Origin of the sequence: Hymenobacter negativus (assembly GCF_016056375.1) — a bacterium.
Lineage (GTDB): Bacteria > Bacteroidota > Bacteroidia > Cytophagales > Hymenobacteraceae > Hymenobacter > Hymenobacter negativus_A.
The window spans coordinates 233,559-252,956 of the sequence record NZ_JAEDAE010000006.1 but is presented as its reverse complement, the minus strand read 5'-3'; the positions used below and the strand labels follow the sequence as shown (position 1 = coordinate 252,956).

General features: G+C 62.2%; 8 protein-coding genes. 7 read left to right on the top strand and 1 reads right to left on the bottom strand.

The genetic code is table 11. The annotated features are described in order from the left end of the window. The first annotated feature begins 87 nt into the window (after positions 1–87). The 4 genes from I7X13_RS21530 to I7X13_RS21765 all read left to right on the top strand — a co-directional run bounded on the left by I7X13_RS21530 (position 88) and on the right by I7X13_RS21765 (position 12,504). The gene (locus tag I7X13_RS21530; RefSeq protein ID WP_233454795.1) at positions 88–4,215 is read left to right on the top strand and encodes a metallophosphoesterase; all 4,128 of its coding nucleotides are present in this window, start codon (positions 88–90) and stop codon (positions 4,213–4,215) included. A 196-nt stretch (positions 4,216–4,411) separates the two neighbouring features. Then, positions 4,412–5,710: a M43 family zinc metalloprotease gene (locus tag I7X13_RS14590; protein ID WP_198076052.1), complete on the top strand. Its 1,299-nt coding sequence runs from the start codon at positions 4,412–4,414 to the stop codon at positions 5,708–5,710. Between the two features lie 288 nt (positions 5,711–5,998). After that, positions 5,999–7,759, top strand: coding sequence for a GEVED domain-containing protein (locus tag I7X13_RS14585; RefSeq protein WP_198076051.1), 1,761 nt, complete (start codon positions 5,999–6,001; stop codon positions 7,757–7,759). A gap of 491 nt (positions 7,760–8,250) precedes the next feature. After that, positions 8,251–12,504 carry a beta strand repeat-containing protein gene (locus I7X13_RS21765; RefSeq protein WP_198076050.1) on the top strand — a complete coding sequence of 1,418 codons (4,254 nt, stop codon included), beginning with the start codon at positions 8,251–8,253 and terminating at the stop codon, positions 12,502–12,504. A gap of 137 nt (positions 12,505–12,641) precedes the next feature. Here the strand turns inward: I7X13_RS21765 and I7X13_RS14575 are convergent, their stop codons facing one another. Then, positions 12,642–12,917, bottom strand: a complete 276-nt coding sequence (locus I7X13_RS14575; RefSeq protein WP_198076049.1) for a hypothetical protein — start codon at positions 12,915–12,917, stop codon at positions 12,642–12,644. 157 nt (positions 12,918–13,074) lie between these two features. Between I7X13_RS14575 and I7X13_RS14570 the strand changes: the two genes are divergently transcribed. From I7X13_RS14570 to ppk1, 3 genes are all read left to right on the top strand, one after another. Beyond that, complete coding sequence (locus I7X13_RS14570; RefSeq protein WP_198076048.1) at positions 13,075–16,413, top strand: right-handed parallel beta-helix repeat-containing protein; 3,339 nt, start codon at positions 13,075–13,077, stop codon at positions 16,411–16,413. A 127-nt stretch (positions 16,414–16,540) separates the two neighbouring features. Further along, positions 16,541–17,035: a SixA phosphatase family protein gene (locus I7X13_RS14565; RefSeq protein ID WP_198069199.1), complete on the top strand. Its 495-nt coding sequence runs from the start codon at positions 16,541–16,543 to the stop codon at positions 17,033–17,035. A 204-nt stretch (positions 17,036–17,239) separates the two neighbouring features. After that, complete coding sequence (gene ppk1 / locus I7X13_RS14560) at positions 17,240–19,315, top strand: polyphosphate kinase 1 (protein WP_233454794.1); 2,076 nt, start codon at positions 17,240–17,242, stop codon at positions 19,313–19,315. The last annotated feature ends 83 nt before the right edge of the window (positions 19,316–19,398 follow it).

The following is a 19,398-nucleotide window of genomic DNA, read 5'->3' as shown; positions in this document are numbered from 1 at the left end:
GCCGGCCCTCAGCCGGGCGGGCGCGTTATTCCTGTATTTGTTTGGGTCCGGTGGCGTACCCCATTTTTCGCCTCGTAAATTCATTTCATGCACTTACTTCGCCGCCTCACTTTTCTGCTTGCCTGCTGCCTGCCGCTGGTCGCCACCGCGCAACAAGCCGCGCTCAAAACTCCCAAAGAGCCGAAGGAGCCCCGCGGGACCCAACGGGAGATGCCTTCGCCCGGCGAGTCGGACCAGAATCCGCACGTCAGCCGGCCCAACTACCGCCGTGCCGGCGTGAACTGGCAGAAGAACATTCCGCCCGATTCCAGCCGCATCCGCTACCGCGTGTTCCTGATTGGCGACGTGGGCAACCCCATTCCGAAGGCCAAGGGCGGCGAGCCCAGCCTGAACTACCTGCGCCAGCGCATCATGCAGGCCGGCAAAAACAGCACCACCATCTTCCTGGGCGACAACGTGTACAACTTCGGTATGCCCGAAGAAGGCGCCTACGACCGCAAAAATGCCGAAGAGCGCCTCACCGCTCAGCTCGACATTTTCCGGGGCTACACCGGCGAGAAGTACATGACGCCCGGCAACCACGATTGGATTCAGGGCGCCGCTGGAGGCTTGGCCCAAGTGAACCGCGAGCAGGCCTTCGTGGAGCAGTACATGCGCAAGGATTCGACAGCGTTTGCCTACACCGGCGATTTCTTTTTGCCGCGCGACGGCTGCCCCGGTCCGTTTGAGGTGCGCGTGCAGGACGACCTGGTGCTCCTTGCCCTCAATTCGCAGTGGTTTCTGACCCCGCCCACCAACCGCCCCTTTGGCCTGAACGGCAGCTGCGGCGCCGATAACAACGACGATGTATTTGCGGCGCTGGAGGAAATCATCGCCCGCAACAAGGACAAGCACATCATGGTGTTTGCCCACCACCCGCTGTTCTCTGACGGCATTCACGGCGGCTATTTCACGCTGGCCGACCACATTTTCCCGCTCAGCATCGTGCTCAAATACGCGTTTGTGCCGCTGCCCATCATTGGCTCCATTTATCCCTTTGCGCGCAAGTACGGCGGCATCAGCCAGGACATTCCGCACCCCATGTACCAGGCTTACCGCAAGGGCCTGCTCGATATTTTTGCCAAATACCCCAACGTGGTGTACGCCGCCGGGCACGAGCACAACCTGCAGTACTACACCGAAGGCAGCACGCACTTCATCGTTAGCGGCTCGGGCTGCAAAACCCAGCACGTGAAGCCCGGCGACGGCGGCGGGGCCATTTTCTCGGACAAGGAGAAGGGCTTTGCCGTGGTGAACTACTACGACGACGGCCAGGTGTGGACCGAATACTTCATTCCGGAAGGCAACGGCCAGACGGCCCGCCGCGTGTTCCGCACGCCGATGTATGCCAAAACCACCGGGGCCATTGCCACCGCGCCCGCTCAGCCCATCTCCGAAACGGCCCTGACTACCACCAACGGCCTGCCCACCGGCAAGAAGCTGCCCCAGACCGAGGACGCCATCAAGCAAAAGAAAAAGGACAAGGAAAAGAAGAAGGAAAAAGAGGCCGCCGCCATTGCCAAAGCCCCGATTCCGACCAAGCGCCCCGATTTCCGCGACAGCTCGGTGACGGTGGCCATCAACCCGAACTACAACAAGCACGGCGGCTTCCACAACTGGCTGCTGGGCGAACATTACCGCAAGGAGTGGGCCACGCCCGTGAAATTTCGCACCCTGGACCTGGCCAACGACAAGGGCGGCCTGATGCCCTACAAAACCGGCGGCGGCAAGCAAACCGCTTCGCTGAAGGTGCGCAACGAGGAAGGCCACAACTTCACCCTGCGCGGCATCGACAAAGACCCCGCCGCCGTGCTGCCCGAGCAGCTGCGCACCGGCTTGGCCAAGGCCGTACTGCAGGACCAGATTTCGGCTCAGCACCCGTATGCGTCGTTTGTGCTGCCGCCGTTGGGCACCGCGGCCGGCATTCTGCACACCAATCCCACGCCCGTTTACATTCCGCAGGACCCGCTGCTGGGACAGTACTACGCGCAGTTTGCCAACCTGCCCGCTGCCCTGGAAGAAGACTCCAAAGACAACCAGGACAACGTGGCCAGCCTTGGCTTCGCCAAAAACCTGGTGGGCACCGAAAAGATGCTCAGCCGCCTGCTCGACGACAACGATAACCAGGTAAACCAAAAAGCCTTCGCCCGCTCGCGCCTCTTCGATATGTGGATTGGCGACTGGGACCGCCACGAGGACCAATGGCGCTGGAGCGAAACCAAAGACAAGGAAGGCGACCGCACCTTCACGGCCGTGCCCGAGGACCGCGACATTGCCTTCTTCAAGGGCGATGGCGTGCTGCCCTACCTGATTTCGCGCAAGTTCGCCATCCGCAACTTCCAGAACTTCGGCTACGACTACGCCGACTTCCGGGGCCTGAACCAGACCGGCATGAGCAACGACCGGGTGTTTATGAGCGCCGTGACCCGCGAGGACTGGATAAAGGAAGCCGAGTACATGAAAACCCACCTCACCGACGAGGTGATTGAGAAGGCATTTCTGGAGAAGTGGCCCAAGCAGATTTATGACCTGCACGGCAAGGAAATCATCGCCAAGCTGAAAAGCCGCCGCGACCTGCTGCCCAAGCTGGCGGGCGACTACGCCGACGTGCTGGCCGAAATAGTGGAAGTGCGCGGCTCGAAAAAGAACGAGAAGTTCACCGTAGAGCGCTTGGATAATCGCAAAACCCACGTGGTGATGCAGAAGATTAACAAGGACGGCAAGCTGACCAAAATCCTCTACGACCGCACCTTTGATGATGCCGTGACCGACGAGGTGCGCCTCTACGGCATCAGCGGCAAGGACGTGTACGACGTGAAGGGCGACGTGAACCGCGGCGTGAAGCTGCGCATCATAGCCGGCACGGGCCGCGACTCCATCACCACCCGCGACCACGTGGGCGGCCTGCTCCACAAAACCCAGATTTACGACGCCGACACCGGCAACGTCATCAACGCCAGCTCCGAAGCCCGTAAGCGCCTGGAGCCCGGCTACGAGGTAAGCCGCTACGACTACCCGCACCGCTTCGACCTGAAAGACTACCGCCTCGACTACGTGGGGCCGGCCCTGTATTTTGGCTACAACATCGACGACGGCATTCTGCTGGGCGGCGGCGTCACCTACCGCCACTACGGCTTCCGCCGCGAGCCGTACTCCTGGGAGCAGACCATCGCGGCCAATTTCGCGCCCGCCCGCGATGCTTATAACATTCGGTACACGGGCCATTTCACCCGCATTTTCAAAAAGACCGATTTGCACATCGCGGCCCAGTTCTACGGCCCGCAACTGCTGTACAACTTCTTCGGCATTGGCAATAACACGGCCAACCTGGCCACCGAGGACGAAACCCGCGGCGTGGTCACTAACCGCACCGTGAACAGCGCCTACCGCGTGCGCTTCGACCGCTTCACCATCGCGCCCACCTTCGAGCGCCGGCTGTTCAGCTTCCTCAAATTCGGCATCGGGCCGCAGTACGACCAGTTCCGCATCGAGAAGGACCCCATTGGCTCCGTCATCAAAGACAGCCTGACCAACAAAAACGGCGTCACTACCTACGAGAACCGTCGCTTCGGCGTGCGTTCCTCCGATTTTCAGACCAACCAGTACCTCGGCGGCTTGGTATACCTGAACCTCGACGCCAGCTCGTCGGCCAAAAACCCCCGCATCGGCCTGCGCTGGTACAACGAGTACCAGTACAACTGGCAGCTAAACCAGGAAAGCCTGAGCTTCGGGCGCTTCAGCTCGGAGGTGCGGGCCTACCTCACGCCCAATTTCCCTTTCCACCTGACGTATGCCGGCCGCATCGGTTACCAGCACAACTACGGCGACTACCGCTTCTACCAGGCCAACACGCTGGGCGGCACCACCAACCTGCGCGGCTACCGCCGCACGCGCTTCGCGGGCCGCACGGCCATCTACGCCAACTTCGAGCCACGCCTGGAGCTGTTTTCCTTCAACGCCTACCTATTCCCCGGCAAGTTTGGCGTGATGGGTCTGGCCGACATCGGCCGGGTGTATTCCGACAACGACACTGGCACCTACACCGGCCTCAATGCTTTTCACAGCGGTTTTGGTGGCGGCGTTTACGTCGACATTCTCAAGGCCGCCATCATCAACGCCACCTATTCGGTGGGGGAGGAGAAGCTGGTGTTCGTTGGGTTCGATTTCCTCTTTTAAGCAGGAACCGGGCCTCACAAATCCGGCAAATAACCAAAATGGCAATGGAGACAGGATTCCTGTTTTCATTGCCATTTTTTATTACGGTTGGGTTAATTGATAAATAATTTGACAATAAAAGTGTGAAAACGCAACCTTTTTTTCATAAGTTAGTATCCCGGTTCAACCATTTCTTACCCTATTGCCCAACTCTTACATGAACAAACTTTACTTTTCTGCGCTGGCCCTTCTGGGCAGCGCCGCCCCCGCCCTGGCCCAGAATGCCCAGCGCCTCGCGCCGGTTACCGGCATGGAAACTACCAACCCCATCACGCGCCGCGCCTGCGGCACCATGGAGGTGCTGGCCGCCCAGCTCGCCGCCGACCCCGCGCAGGCCCAGCGCATGGCCAAAATCGAAGCCCAGACCCAGCAGTTGCTGGCCAACCCGGCCCTGCAGCGCAGCACGGCCGGCACGGTCATCATCCCGGTGGTGGTGCACGTGCTCTACAACACGGCCGCCCAGAACATCTCCGACGCCCAGGTGCAGTCGCAGATTGACGTGCTGAACGAAGACTACCAGAAGCTGAACGCCGATTACACCAAAACGCCCGGCATCTACGCCGGCCTGGTGGCCAATGCCAACGTGCAGTTTGTGCTGGCCAAGCGTACCCCCACCGGCGCGGCTACCACGGGCATCATCCACAAAGCCACCAAAACCGCCTCGTGGAGCACCAACGATGCCGTGAAAAACTCCAAGCGCGGCGGCGATGATGCCTGGGATGCCACCAAGTACCTCAACCTGTGGGCCTGCAACCTGGGCCAGGGCCTGCTGGGCTACGCCCAGTTCCCCGGCGGCTCGGCCAGCACCGATGGCGTCGTGATTCTGTACTCGGCCTTCGGCAGCCGCGCCAAGTACGCGGCCGGCACCTACACCAGCAGCTACGACCTGGGCCGCACCGCCACCCACGAAGTAGGCCACTGGCTAAACCTGCGCCACATCTGGGGCGATGACTCGGGCGCCTGCACCGGCTCCGACCAAGTGGCTGATACCCCCAACCAGGGCGCCGAAAACTACGGCTGCCCGGCCTTCCCGCACGTGTCGTGCTCTAACTCGGGCGACATGAGCATGAACTACATGGACTACGTGGACGACGCCTGCATGTACATGTTCTCGACCGGCCAGAGCCAGCGCATGAACGCGCTGTTTGCCGCTGGTGGCGCCCGCGTGGGCTTGCTCACTTCGCTGGGCGGCACCGCGCCGCGCGCGCTGGCCACGTCTTCGCCCGTTTCCTTCTATCCTAACCCCGCTTCCGACGTGCTGACGCTGGACCTGCCTGTGGGTGCCGATGCTGCCCGGTATGTCGTGCGCGTATTCGACTTCACCGGCCATGAAATGACCCAGGCACGCTACGATAGTCGGGGCCAAGTGCGCGTGAGCGACCTGCCCAAGGGTTTGTACTACGTCACTATCGGTGCCGGAGCTGAGGTAAGCCGCCAGCGCTTCGAGAAGGAGTAGCCATTACCGGTTTTTGCATGCGCGACGCCTTGCCCTTTGGGCAGGGCGTCGTTGTTTTTGGCGTTTGCCGGTCTGCCCAATTAGCAGACTATCAGTGCTGCGGTTAGAAAAAGTAAGCGCGGCAGGAGAGAAATGAGAGAATTTTCATCATAATTATCAAATTAATATACAAAAAGTGTAAAATCTTAAAAATATTGTTATCAAATCCAGTATTTGAGTAAAAACGTTGCAATATTTTCAATAGCTTGCCGGTCCAAAAACCATTTTCACCACCAAACCCCCATTTGAATGAAAGCAAATGTTTACGCTGCCGCGCTGAGCCTTTTGGGTCTTGCGCTCAATTCTAATTCGGCCAGTGCGCAGGCACCCGCCCCCCACCGTACCTGTGCCTCGGTTGAAGTGCTCCAGCAGCAGCTGGCCGCCGACCCCGGCCTGGCCCAGCGCATGGCCGCCATCAACAACCAAGCCGTGCAGTTTGCCAAAAGCAACCAAGCGACTAATGCCACGGCTGCCGTCACGGTGACCATTCCGGTGGTGGTGCACGTGCTGTATAGCACGACTGCTGAGAACATTTCCGATGCCCAGATTCAGTCGCAGATTGACGTGCTGAACGAGGACTACCACAAGCTGAACGCCGACTACACCAAAACCCCCAGCGCCTTTGCCGGCCAGGTGGCCGACGTAGGCATCCAGTTTGTGCTGGCCAAGCGCACCCCCGCGGGCCTCGCCACCACGGGCATCGAGCGCAAAAGCAGCACCACCACCAGCTGGGGCACTGCCGATAAAATCAAGAGCACCAGCACGGGCGGCCTCAACGCCTGGGACGCCAGCAAGTACCTCAACCTGTGGGTGGGCACCATTGGCGGCGGCATCCTGGGCTACGCCCAGTTTCCCGGCGGCGCGGCCGCTACCGACGGCGTCGTGATTTCGCCCGTGTATTTCGGCCGCACCGGCACCGTGACCTCGCCCTACAACCTGGGCCGCACCGCCAGCCACGAGGTAGGCCACTGGCTGAACCTGAACCACATCTGGGGCGATGACAACGGCGCCTGCACCGGCACCGACAATGTGGCCGATACGCCCAACCAGGCTTCGGAAAACTACGGCAAGCCCGTGTTCCCGCACGTGTCGTGCTCGAACGGCCCGAACGGCGACATGTTCATGAACTACATGGACTACGTGGACGATGCGGCCATGTTCATGTTCTCGACCGGCCAGAGCCAGCGCATGAACGCGCTGTTTGCCACCGGCGGGGCCCGCGTGGGCCTGCTCACCTCGCAGGGCGGCGTGGCTCCTTCGGGCGGCACTACGCCTCCTCCCACCGTTACCTACTGCGCCAGCAAAGGCACCAGCGTTTCGTATGAGTACATCGACTACGTAGCCCTGGGCAGCATTAGCCGCACGTCGGGCGCCGATGCCGGCTACTACAACGGCACGGCCAGCAGCACCAGCCTCGCGGCCGGTTCGGCCCAGACCATCAGCTTCTCGGCGGGCTTCACGGGCTCGGCCTACTCGGAGTACGTGAAAGTGTACATCGACTACAACCAGAACGGCGTGTTCACCGATGCCGGTGAACTGGTGGTGAATGCCGCCGCCAGCACCAGCGCGGCCACCCGCACGGGCTCCTTCACGGTGCCCACCACGGCCAAGAGCGGCAACACCCGCATGCGCGTGGTGCTGAGCGACAACAGCGCCACCACCAGCTGCGGCAGCTACAGCTACGGCGAAACCGAGGACTACACCGTGAGCATCACCGGCGGCGCCCGCCTCGACGGCACTACGGCCCGCACCAGCGGCACCACCGGCCTGGCCGACCAGTACACGCTGTACCCCAACCCGGCCACCAGCGTGCTGACCATTGCCCGCCCGCTGAACATGGACCCCGAGCAGGCCTTCACGGTGCGCGTGTACGACGTGCGCGGCAGCGAAATCAAAGGTCTGTCCTTCGTAGACGGTCAGTTGAACGTGGCCTCGCTGCGCACCGGCATCTACACGCTGAGCGTGAGCGACGGCAGCAAGACCTCGCACCAGCGCTTCGTGAAAGAATAGCAATAGCCTTTCCGAGCTACTGAAAACAAGAAGCCCCGGCCAGTTGGTCGGGGCTTTTTTGCTTTCAGGGCCCGACTTAACTGTTGACCAGCAAGCGTAATCACTCCACGCTACGGAGTAGCCGCGAAGAGGTGGCAGGTTTGTACGCTCCGTAGCGCGGGGTAAATACAGCCACCCGGATGACTCAAAAATAGGTGGAGGCGATGGGCAGGCACGGGTAGACGGACCTTTTTCAGAGACAACCAAATTTTGTTTCCATTAACACATTCATTGAAAACTCATCAAAAATTCATGAAAGTTTCTTTTTGACCAATGTGAAATTGAAAAAAGTAGTCACAAACAATCAACCCGGAAAAATATTAAAATAGAATTAAAGGTGCTGATAATTACGTATTTGATAAAAAGGTTGTAATTATGGTAACGTGTTTTGTGGAAATCATAAAATTCCATATCAACATATTAACTCTTTTTACACTCTTCCCTTTTCGCTTATGAACACAAATACTCTATTGCCGGACTTGGCCCAGATTGCTCAGGGCCGCCGACGGCGGCTGGTCAGTGGGCTGGCGGCGCTGCTATTGCTGCTGACTGGTCCCGCGGCTTTTGCACAGCTGGCCGGTACCTACACCATCAATAAAAACTTGCCCACGGCGGGCACTAACTTCGCCAGCTTCACGGACGCTGCCACAGCGCTGAACACCTCCGGCATTTCGGCCTCGGTACGCATCAACGTGCTAAATGGCCCATACAACGAACAGTTTGCCCTGAATGCCGTGACGGGCGTAAGCGCCACCGACACCATCGTGGTGGACGGGGGCAGCAGCAAGCAAACCCTGAGCTACACCGCCACCAGCGCCCAGCCGGCGGCCGTGTTGCTGAACGGCACCGACTACGTGACGCTGAACAACCTGACCATCGACGTGTCGGGCGGCGCCACCTACGGCATTGGCGTGCACTTGGTGGCGCAGGCCAACAACAACCGCGTGAGCAACTCCGTGGTGATGGCCTCGGGCACGGCCACGTCTAGCACGGCCAACGCGGCCATTGCGGCCAGCGGCACACTGACCTCGGCCACGTCGGTGGGCGATGCCAACAACCTGCGCATTGAAAACAACGTGCTCAGCGGCGGCTACTTCGGCGTGATTCTGACCGGGGCCAGTACCACCAACCGCGCCGTGGGCACCCGCATCACCAACAACGAAATCCGCGATTTCTACCTCTACGGGCTGGATGTAGAAAACTCGAGTGGCGCGCGACTGACCGGCAACAACATCCACCGCACCACCCGCACCGTGTCGCTGAGCACGTTTTATGGCGTGTACCTGACCGGCGACGTGAGCACGGCCGTGGAGCGCAACCGCATTCACGACCCGTTCACGGGCAGCACGGCCAGCACCGCCGCCGCCTATGGCCTATACTACACGACCAACGACGCCACGGCCGGCAATGAGAACGACGCGGTAAACAACCTCATCTACAATTTCAACGGGTCGGGCACGGAGTACGGCATTTACAACAGCGGTTCGGACTACGCCCGCTACTACTACAACACGATTTCGCTGGACAACCAGGCGGCCACGGGCGCCACACAAAACACCTACGGCTTCTACCAGACCACGCAGGCAATAGGCATCGATTTTCGCAACAACATCGTGAGTGTGACGCGTACCGGCGGCACGGGCCTCAAATACGCGCTGGACTTCATCACTGGCACTTCGGCCATCACTTCGAACTACAATGACCTGTACGTGGGCACCGGCGCGACTTACTTTACGGGCCGTTTCAGCAGCATCGACTACGTTACGCTGGCCAACTGGCGCACCGCCAACAGCGGCGTCTACGACCAGAACAGCGTGCAGGCCAATCCGCAGTTTGTGGCCGCCACTACCGGCAACCTGCGTCCGACAGCCGCCGCCCCCAACGGCGCGGCCACGCCGCTCACCCGCGTTCCGGCTGATTTTACAACGGCGCTGCGCAGCACCACCGCGCCCGACTTGGGAGCATTTGAGTTCACGCCCCCGGCGGCCGATGTGGCCCTGGTGAGCATCGACGCGCCCACCGCGCCCGTTACGGCCGGCGCGCGCACCGTCACGGTTACCATCCGCAACAACGGTGTGGACCCGCTGACTTCCGTGCGGCTGGAGTACGTGCTGAACGGCGCGGCGGCCGTGGGCCAAACCTTCACGCTGGCCACCCCGCTGGCCTCGGGCGCGACCACGGCGCTGAGCTTTACTACCCAAGGCACGCTAGTAGTAGGTGCCAATGCCCTGGCCGTGACGGCCAGCCTGCCCAACGGCCAGACGGATAGCAACCCCGGCAACAACAGCCAGTCGGTGACGCTGTACACGGCCATTGCCGGCACGTTCACCATCAACAAAAACCTGCCCACGGGCGGCACCAACTTCACCAGCTTCACCGATGCGGCGCTGGCGCTGAATGCCGGCATCACGGGTTCGGTACGCATCAACGTGCTAAATGGCCCATACAACGAACAGTTTGCCCTGAATGCCGTGACGGGCGTAAGCGCCACCGACACCATCGTGGTGGACGGGGGCAGCAGCAAGCAAACCCTGAGCTACACCGCCACCAGCGCCCAGCCGGCGGCCGTGTTGCTGAACGGCACCGACTACGTGACGCTGAACAACCTGACCATCGACGTGTCGGGCGGCACCACCTACGGCATTGGCGTGCACTTGGTGGCGCAGGCCAACAACAACCGCGTGAGTAACTCCGTGGTGATGGCCTCAGGCACGGCCACGTCCAGCACGGCCAACGCCGGCATCGCAGCCAGCGGCACACTGACCTCGGCCAGCTCGGCGGGCAATGCCAACAACCTGCGCATCGAGAATAACACCATTAGCGGCGGCTACTATGGCGTGATTGTGACCGGCGCCAGCACGACAGCTCGCAACACCGGCCTGCGCATCACCAACAACGAAATCCGGGACTTCTACACCTACGGCCTCGATGTGGAAAGCCACGCTGGCGCCCGCCTGCTGGCCAATAACGTTCACCGCACCACCCGCTCCGATGTGAGCTCCTACTACGGCGCGTACCTAGTGGGCGTGGTGGGCACGGCTGTGGAGCGCAACCGCCTGCACGACAGCTTCACGGGCAATACGGCCGATACCGGCACCAGCTATGGCATTTACCTCACGTCCAGCGACGGCACCACGGGTACCGAAAACGACGTGGTAAACAACCTCGTCTACAACTTCAACGGCGCGGGCACGGAGTACGGCTTCTATAACGCCAGTTCGGACTACGCTCGCTACTACCACAACACGGTTTCGCTGGACAACCAGGCGGCCGTGGGTACTACGCAGACCACCTACGGCTTCTACCAGACCACACTGGCCACGGGCATCGATTTCCGCAACAACATCGTGAGCGTGACGCGCACCGGCGGCACGGGCATCAAGTACGCCCTGTACTTCGTGACCACGACTTCCACCATCGTCTCGAACTACAACGACCTGTACGTGGGCACCGGAACACTCTACTCCACCGGTCGCTTCGGCACGGTGGGCTACGCCACCCTGGCCGACTGGCGCACCGCCAACAGCGCCGCTTACGACCAGAACAGCGTGCAGGCCAATCCGCAGTTCACGGCTGCCTCGGCCGGCAACCTCCAGCCCACCGCCGTGGCCCTCGACGGGGCCGGCACCACGCTGGCCCGCGTGCCCCGCGACTTCACCAACGCCCTGCGCAGCAGCCCGCCCGACCCGGGCGCATACGAGTTTGCCCCGATGGCCAACGATGTGGCCGTGCTGAGCATCGACGCGCCAACTTCGCCGGCCCTGCCCACCAGCAACCCCGTCACGGTCACCATCCGCAACGGCGGCATGTCGGTGCTGGCCAGCGTTACGCTGAGCTACGCCCTGAACGGCGGCACGCCCGTCAGCCAGACATTCACCGGCCTGAGCGTGGCCCCCAACGCCACCCGTCAGCTCACCTTTACTACGGGCGTGGTGGCCCCCAGCGGCACCAATACCCTCACCGTAACCGGCAGCCTGCCCAACGGCCAGCCCGACGGCAACGCCGCCAATAACACCCAAACCATCACCTTCACCCAGCCCACGCCCGCCAACGACGAGCCCTGCACCGCCCTGGCCCTGAGCGCCAGCCCCCTCGCGGCTTCCAACAGCGGAGCCAGCACCAGCATCCAGACCGGCATCAACACGCCCAGCTGCGTGGGTGGCCCACTGCCCAAAGATGTTTGGTTCACCTTCGTGCCCAGCGGCACCAGCACCACTATTACTCTCGCGGGTGCGGCGGCCGGTGGCCTGCGCGTCTTCACCAGCGCCAGTTGCTCGGCCGGGCCGTTCAATGAAGTGTTTTGCGCGGGCGGCGGGGCTGGCACCACCCAGACCATCGCGGTGCCAAACCTGGTAGCGGGCACGCGATACTACGTGGCCGTGAGCGGCTATAACAGCGCCGACGCCACGGGCAGCTTCACCATCGCGGCCACGGCCCTGCTGGGCACCCGCGCCCAGACCAACAGCACCGCCCTGGCCGTGTTCCCGAACCCAAGCGCCACCGGCAGCCTCACGCTGCAGCTGGCCCGTCCGCTGGGCCTCGGCACTGTAGAATTGCTGAATGCCCTGGGCCAGGTGGTGCAGCGCCAGCCGCTAGCCGCTGCCCCCGCCCAAACCCTGCCCACCACAGGCCTGGCCGCCGGCCTCTACACCCTACGCGTGCAGGCCGGGGGCGAGGTGCTCACCCGCAAAGTGGTGCTGCAATAAGCTGTTTTACCCTTTCTGAGCTATTCTTTCAAACGCAAAGAAGCCCCGACCAATTGGCCGGGGCTTTTTTGCGTTTGGGGTTTATAAGAACGTCATGTTTCGGCTTCAGGCAGCATGACGATTCTGACTACGGACAGCTACAGTACCGCCCGCCGCGCCGTGAAGGCACTATTATACGTCGTCGTCTCAGTGATTTGGACCTGCGCCTGGGCCAAATTGGAGCTGTAGGCGATGCCTTCAAGCACGGCTAGCAGCCGTGCGGGCTTGTAGGGTACTTCGCCTTGCTGGCGGCTACGCGGAGCTTCTGGAAGCGGCGGAGGTAGGAGGGAAGTATGGAAGCAGGTGAGGGCAGGGTGCCAGGCATCAGGCAGTGGTCCCGGCCGGGCCGGAGCCGGCCGGGAAGGCACGGGCAAGCTGGAAAAGGAGCCGGTAAAAGGTACGCTGGGCTTCGCCTGCTTCGGTTGCAGGCCCTGCCGCAGAAGTGATTGATGGGCAGTCAGAACAGTGCAGGAGAGTATGGGCAAAGGAGGCCGGTAAGTTCAACCCATCATCACTTCCCATCCCAATTCTATGTTCAAACATTACTTTCTTGCCCTCCTGCTGGCCCTGAGCTGTGGCCCGGCATTTTCCGCTAAATACTACGTGGCCCCCACCGGCAACGACGCCAACAGCGGCACCATTCAACAACCCTTCCTCACCATTCAGCAGGCCCAAACGGTGGTGTCGGCCGGCGACACGGTGTGGGTGCGCGGCGGCACTTACCTGATGAGTAACGCGAACATCTCGGGGCATTCCACGGCTGCCAGCGGTTCTTACATCTACATTACGCTGCTGAGCAAAAGTGGCTCGGCCACGGCCGGCCGCATCAACTACTGGGCGTATCCGGGCGAGCGGCCGGTGTTTAACTACGCCAGCGTCGACCCCAACGTCACCAACACCAATACCGTCACCAACCCCACCAACGTGCTGGCCCCGTACCGCGTCAGCGCGTTTGAGGTGACGGGTTCGTACATCCACCTGCGGGGGCTGGAAGTGGTGGGCGTGCGGGTGCCCCGGGTTACCAGCACCACCAACACGCTGTCCATCTGCTTCTCGCAGAGCGGCGCGGGCGGCAACAACATTTATGAGCGGCTGAGCATGCACGACGGGCAGGCCATCGGCTTCTACCTGACCCGGGGCCCGAACAACCTCATTCTGAACTGCGATGCCTACCGCAACAACGACAACATCAACGTGCCCAACTCGACCGGCACCGCCAACGGCGGCAACGTGGACGGCTTTGGCTGCCACCCCAACCGCATTGATTACACCGGCAACGTGTTTCGCGGGTGCCGCGCCTGGCAAAACAGCGACGACGGCTACGACTGCATTTCGGCCTACACCGCCACCACGTTTGAGAACTGCTGGGCATTTTATAACGGCTATACCCAGAACTTTGTGAGCCGGGGCGATGGCAACGGCTTCAAGGCGGGCGGCTACGGCTCGACGGCCCTGACGGGCATTCCGTCGCCGGTGCCCAGCAACACCGTCCGGTTTTGCGTGTCGGTGCGCAACAAGTCGAACGGCTTCTACTCCAACCACCATTTGGAGGGCAGCACCTGGCTCAACAACACGGCTTATAACAACGCCGTGAACTTCGACATGCTGAACCGCAAGGCCCGGAATGCCACCGATTTCCAGACCGAAGTGCCCGGCTACCACCACACGCTGCGCAACAACATCAGCCTGCTGCCCCGCTCCACCAACGCCGCTACCCGCGACCTGAACAACTACGACGCCACGCCCGGGGCCAACACTACCGACCACAATACCTTCCTGAACCCCGCCGTGACGGTGGACCCCAGCGACTTCGTGAGCCTGGACACCACCCTGCTGCGGTCGCCGCGCCAGGCCGACGGCAGCCTGCCGGTCATCGCCACGCTGCGCCTGGCCTCCGGCAGCGACCTGATTGACGCTGGCATCGACGTGGGCTTTCCCTACAGCGGCGCCGCGCCCGACCTGGGGGCCTACGAGTTTGCCACGCTATGGACCGGCGCGGTAAGCACTGATTGGTTTGATGCCGCCAACTGGACCGGCGGCGTGCCCACGGCTACCACCGATGCTTTTATTCCAACCAACGCCACCGGCCGCTACCCGCTGCTGAGCACCGGCACGGCCACGGCCCGCAACCTCACCATCAACGCCGAAACGACCATCGGCCAGAGCGGCGGCACGCTCAGCCTGACGGGCAGCCTGATTAACAACGGCACTTTTGCGGCCTCCGGCGGCACCTTGGCCACCAGTGGCTCGGCCAGCCAGACGCTGGGCGGCAGTAGCGTCCTCACCGTCCAGAACCTAAGCGTGGGGCCGGCCGGGGCCGCGCTGGGCAGCGCTGCCCGCTTTCGAGGCGTGCTCACGCTGCAAGGCAACCTCACCACCAACGGCCAGGCCCTGACGCTGATTTCCAGCGTGAGCAATGGCGTGGCCACCGACGGGCTGGTGGTGAACAGCGGCGGCGCGGTGCTGGGCACTGCCACGGTGCAGCGCGCCATCGACCCGAGCGGCAATGCCGGGCTGGGCTACCGCCAGTATTCCGCGCCGGTGAGCAACACCACCGTGGCCGACCTGGCCACCACGGCCAGCGGTGGCAGCTTTGTGCCGGTAGTGAACCCGGCTTACAACTCGGCCGCCGCGCCCGGCAGCGTGCGGCCGTTCCCAACCGTGTTCGGCTACGACGACAGCCGCCTGGCCCTCACCAATACCATGAGCAGCTTCGATAAAGGCTGGTTCTCGCCGGCCGCGCTGACCGATGCGCTGGCCGTGGGCCGGGGCTACACCGTGAATATTGGGGCCGGCGAACCGGTCGATTTCCAGGGTACGCTCACCAGCGGCGACCAGCAGTTGGCCCTGCCCAGCAACCGCACCAGCTACCCCGACGGCGGCTGGCAGCTGCTGGGCAACCCGTACCCGGCCCCGCTCGACTACTCGCGGGTGGCACCCGCCGACCGCCCGGGCCTGGAAGATGCCATCTACGTGTTTGGTAGCAGCGCGCAGTACGCGGGGCAGTACCGCAGCTACGTCAATAACATCGGCAACCCGGTGCTGCCGGTGGGGCAGGCGTTTTTTGCCCGCGTGGCGGCCGGCCAGTCGTCGGCCAGCCTCACCTTCCGCAACGGCCAGCGCCTGACTGCGCCCAGCGCCACCACCTTCCAGCGCGCCACGGCCGAAACTCGGCCTCTGGCGCAGCTCACATTGCAAGGCGTCGGCCGCCCGCTGGTGGATGAGGCCACCGTGTATTTCGAAAACGGCGCCACCAGCGGCTTCGATGCCGCTTACGATGCTGGAAAGCTGTCTAACCCTTCCGGCCTCAACCTCTCCACTGGCCTGGCCGGCCACAACCTCAGCATCGACGGACAGCCCATTCTGGGCACCGCTCAGCGCGTGGTGCCGCTGGCCGTGGGCGTGCCGCAGGCCGGCACCTACACCCTCACCGCCACCCAGCTGCTGAACCTGAGCACCGCCGCCGTGTACCTGCGCGACGTGCAGCTCGGCACCCTCACCGACCTCACGCAGCAACCCATTTATCAATTCACCGTGACTAATGCCGCCGCGCTCAACACCACGCGCTTCGAGCTGGTGTTCGCGGCCCGGTCGGCGCTGGCTGTTGCCTCAGCGGCTCTGGCGCAGCAAGTGGCGTTGTATCCCAACCCGGCAAAAAATCAGGTAGCCATCGAGCTGCCGCTCAGCCTGAGCCACCAGCCGGTAACGGCCGCGTTGGTTGATGCTCTGGGCCGGACGATGCAACAGCGGGTGCTGCCCGCCGGCTTGGCTGCTCAGGTTTTGCCGCTGCCCAACGTGGCGCCCGGAATCTACTCCCTGCGCCTGACAACGGAAATGGGAATGGTGGTGAAAAAGCTGATTGTGGAATAATCGAAAAGTCAGAAAAAAGCCCCGTCGCCGGTTTGGTGGCGGGGCTTTTTGGTTGCGGCTGCCTGAACAACCTGCATAACCTTTTCCTAACCTGCCGGGTAAGCAAAAGCCCGTTAGCTTCGCCCCCATGAAAACCCTCTATCTCCTTCGCCACGCCAAATCCAGCTGGAGCTTCGATGAGCTCAGCGACCAGGAGCGCCCCCTCAACGACCGCGGCCGCGACGATGCCCCCCTGATGGGCCAGGCCCTGGCTAAGCGCCGCATCTGCCCCGACGTGATTGTGAGCTCGCCCGCCGTGCGCGCCATGAGCACGGCCGTGCTGGTGGCCCGCGAAATGCAATACCCGCACGATAAAATCGTGGTCGAATCCGGCATCTACGGGGCCGATGTGGACGATTTTCTCGCCATCATCAAGGACCTGCCCGATTCGGCGGCCTCGGCTCTGGTGGTGGGCCACAACCCCACCATCACCGAAACCGCCAATGCGCTGTCGCCCTCCAGTCTCAACGAGATGCCCACCGCCGCCGTGGTGTGCCTGCGCTTTGAGTGCGAGCAGTGGGCGGAAATAAGCAAGGTGAACGCCGAGTTTTATTTCTACGACTACCCGCGCAACGCGGAGTAGGCAGGGCCCGCCTTCCATTGCGAGCGTGGCGAAGCAATCCGTCCTGTCAACACCAGGCATTTTCTTCCACGACAAGCCTTTTTGTGAAGACAGCCGTAAAGGGCGAAACTCAACGAAGTAAGCTGGTCGCTAAAAGAAGTGTCTGTATTGACAGGACGGATTGCCGCGTTTCGCCGCGCTTAACTCGCAATGACAAAACCACCCATGAAAACCCTTTCCCGCGACCTGAGCTGGCTGCGTTTCAACGCCCGCGTGCTGCAAGAAGCCCAGAGTAATGCCGTGCCGCTGCTGGAGCGCCTCAAGTTCTTGGCCATTTTCAGCAGCAACCTCGATGAGTTTTTTAAGGTGCGCGTGGCTACGCTGCGGCGACTGACCAAGCTGAAAAAGAAAACCCGCGCCCGGCTGGGTGAAAGCCCCAAGCGGCAGCTGAAGGCAGTGCTGGCCGAAGTGACGCGGCAGCAGGAGGAGTTTGGGGCCACGTTTCGCGGGCAGCTACTGCCCGAGCTCAACCGCCACCACATTCACCTGCTGAGCGAGGCCGAACTCTCCGATAAGCAGCGCGAGTGGACGGCCCGCTACTTCGAAAAAAACGTGCGCGACCTGCTCTCGCCCGTGGCGCTTGACGACACCCTGCACCACCTCTTTCTCAAGGACCAGGCCGTCTACCTCACCTTCTTCCTGAGCCAGCCAACCGCTGCCACCGGCAAAGCCAAAAGCAAGCACGCCGACGAGCGGGTGCTGATAATGGAGCTGCCCACCAAGCGCCACGGCGGCCGCTTCGTGCGCCTGCCCGACGAAGGCGAGGAGCGGTACGTGCTGTTTCTGGACGACGTAATCCGGGTGGGCGCGGCCAGCTTGTTTCCGGCTTATGAGCAGGTGGAGGTAAATGCCGTGAAACTCTCGCGCGATGCCGAGCTGGACATCGAGGAAGAAGTGTCGGGCGACCTGATGGAGAAAATCCGCAGCAGCCTAGCCAAGCGCGCCACCGGCTTTCCGGCCCGTATGCTCTTCGACCCCACCATGCCGGCGGAGGTCCTGCGCGCCATCAAGCAGAAAACCGGCATCACCGATGAGGAACTGGTGGAGGGCAGCCGCTACCACAACTTCCGCGACTTCTTCGGCTTTCCCGATTTTGGCGAGGCCGATTTTCACTACCCGGCCCGGCCCGCGCTGCCGCACCCCACGCTGCCGCGCACGGGCAGCCTGCTGGCGGCCATCGCCCAGCGTGACCACCTGTTGCACCCGCCCTACCAGTCGTTCGACTACGTGACGCGCCTGCTGCGCGAAGCCGCCGCCGACCCGCGCGTATCCGGCATCAGCATCACGCTCTACCGCGTGGCCAGCAAAAGCGCCGTGGTAAAGGCCCTGCTGAAAGCCGCCAAAAACGGCAAGCAAGTGACAGTGGTGGTGGAGCTGAAAGCGCGGTTTGATGAGGAATCCAACCTCTTCTGGGCCGATAAGCTGAAGCGGGCCGGGGCGCACGTCATCTTCACCCCGCCCGAGTTCAAGGTGCACAGCAAGCTCCTGCTGATAACCCGACGCGAGGCCGACGAAACCACGCGCCGCTACGGTTATTTCAGCACCGGCAACTTCAACGAGAGCACCGCCGACCTCTACACCGACCACGGCCTGTTCACGGCCGATGAGCGGCTGACCCAGGAGTCGGCCGCCGTGTTTGAGTACCTGCGCGACCAAACCACCGTGCCCGAGCTGCACCAGTTGCTGGTAGCGCCCTTCGGCTTGCGCCCCGGCCTCAACGCCTTGATTGACTACGAAATCAAGCAGGCCAAGAAAGGCCACGACGCCTACATCATTCTCAAAGTGAATGCCGTGGAGGACGAGGCCATGATTGCCAGGCTCTACGAGGCTAGCCACGCCGGCGTGCGCGTCGAGCTCATCGTGCGCGGCATTGGCCGGCTGGTGCCGGGCCAGCCCGGCTTCAGTGAAAACATCAGCCAGCGCGGCATTGTCGACCGGTTTCTGGAGCACAGCCGCGTCTATGTTTTCGGCCACGGCGGCGAGGAAAAAGTCTACGTGTCCTCCGCCGACTGGATGACCCGCAACCTCGACCGGCGCGTGGAAGTGGCCTTCCCCATTCTGAATGATGAGCTGCGCGCCGAAGTGCGCCAGCTGCTCGATTTCCAGCGCCACGACAACGTGAAGGCCCGCGACTTTGAGAATGCATTCATCCCCGCTGGGGAGGGCGAGAAGCCCCTGCGGGCTCAGGAGGCCACCTATGCGTGGCTGAAGGGCCAGAAGCGCCGCTTGGCCAAAAAATAAGCGGCGGTGGCAGTGGAAAAGCGGGGAGTAATTCGATGCCTAGTCGAGAATATCCTGCTGAGCATCAGTTAAAATCTTCAATA

What these genes read in the sequence shown, in the direction of transcription:
- I7X13_RS21530 (WP_233454795.1), top strand. Translation starts at nt 88, where the DNA reads ATGCACTTACTTCGCCGCCTCACTTTTCTGCTTGCCTGCTGCCTGCCG.
- I7X13_RS14590 (WP_198076052.1), top strand. Translation starts at nt 4,412, where the DNA reads ATGAACAAACTTTACTTTTCTGCGCTGGCCCTTCTGGGCAGCGCCGCC.
- I7X13_RS14585 (WP_198076051.1), top strand. Translation starts at nt 5,999, where the DNA reads ATGAAAGCAAATGTTTACGCTGCCGCGCTGAGCCTTTTGGGTCTTGCG.
- I7X13_RS21765 (WP_198076050.1), top strand. Translation starts at nt 8,251, where the DNA reads ATGAACACAAATACTCTATTGCCGGACTTGGCCCAGATTGCTCAGGGC.
- I7X13_RS14570 (WP_198076048.1), top strand. Translation starts at nt 13,075, where the DNA reads ATGTTCAAACATTACTTTCTTGCCCTCCTGCTGGCCCTGAGCTGTGGC.
- I7X13_RS14565 (WP_198069199.1), top strand. Translation starts at nt 16,541, where the DNA reads ATGAAAACCCTCTATCTCCTTCGCCACGCCAAATCCAGCTGGAGCTTC.
- ppk1 (WP_233454794.1), top strand. Translation starts at nt 17,240, where the DNA reads ATGAAAACCCTTTCCCGCGACCTGAGCTGGCTGCGTTTCAACGCCCGC.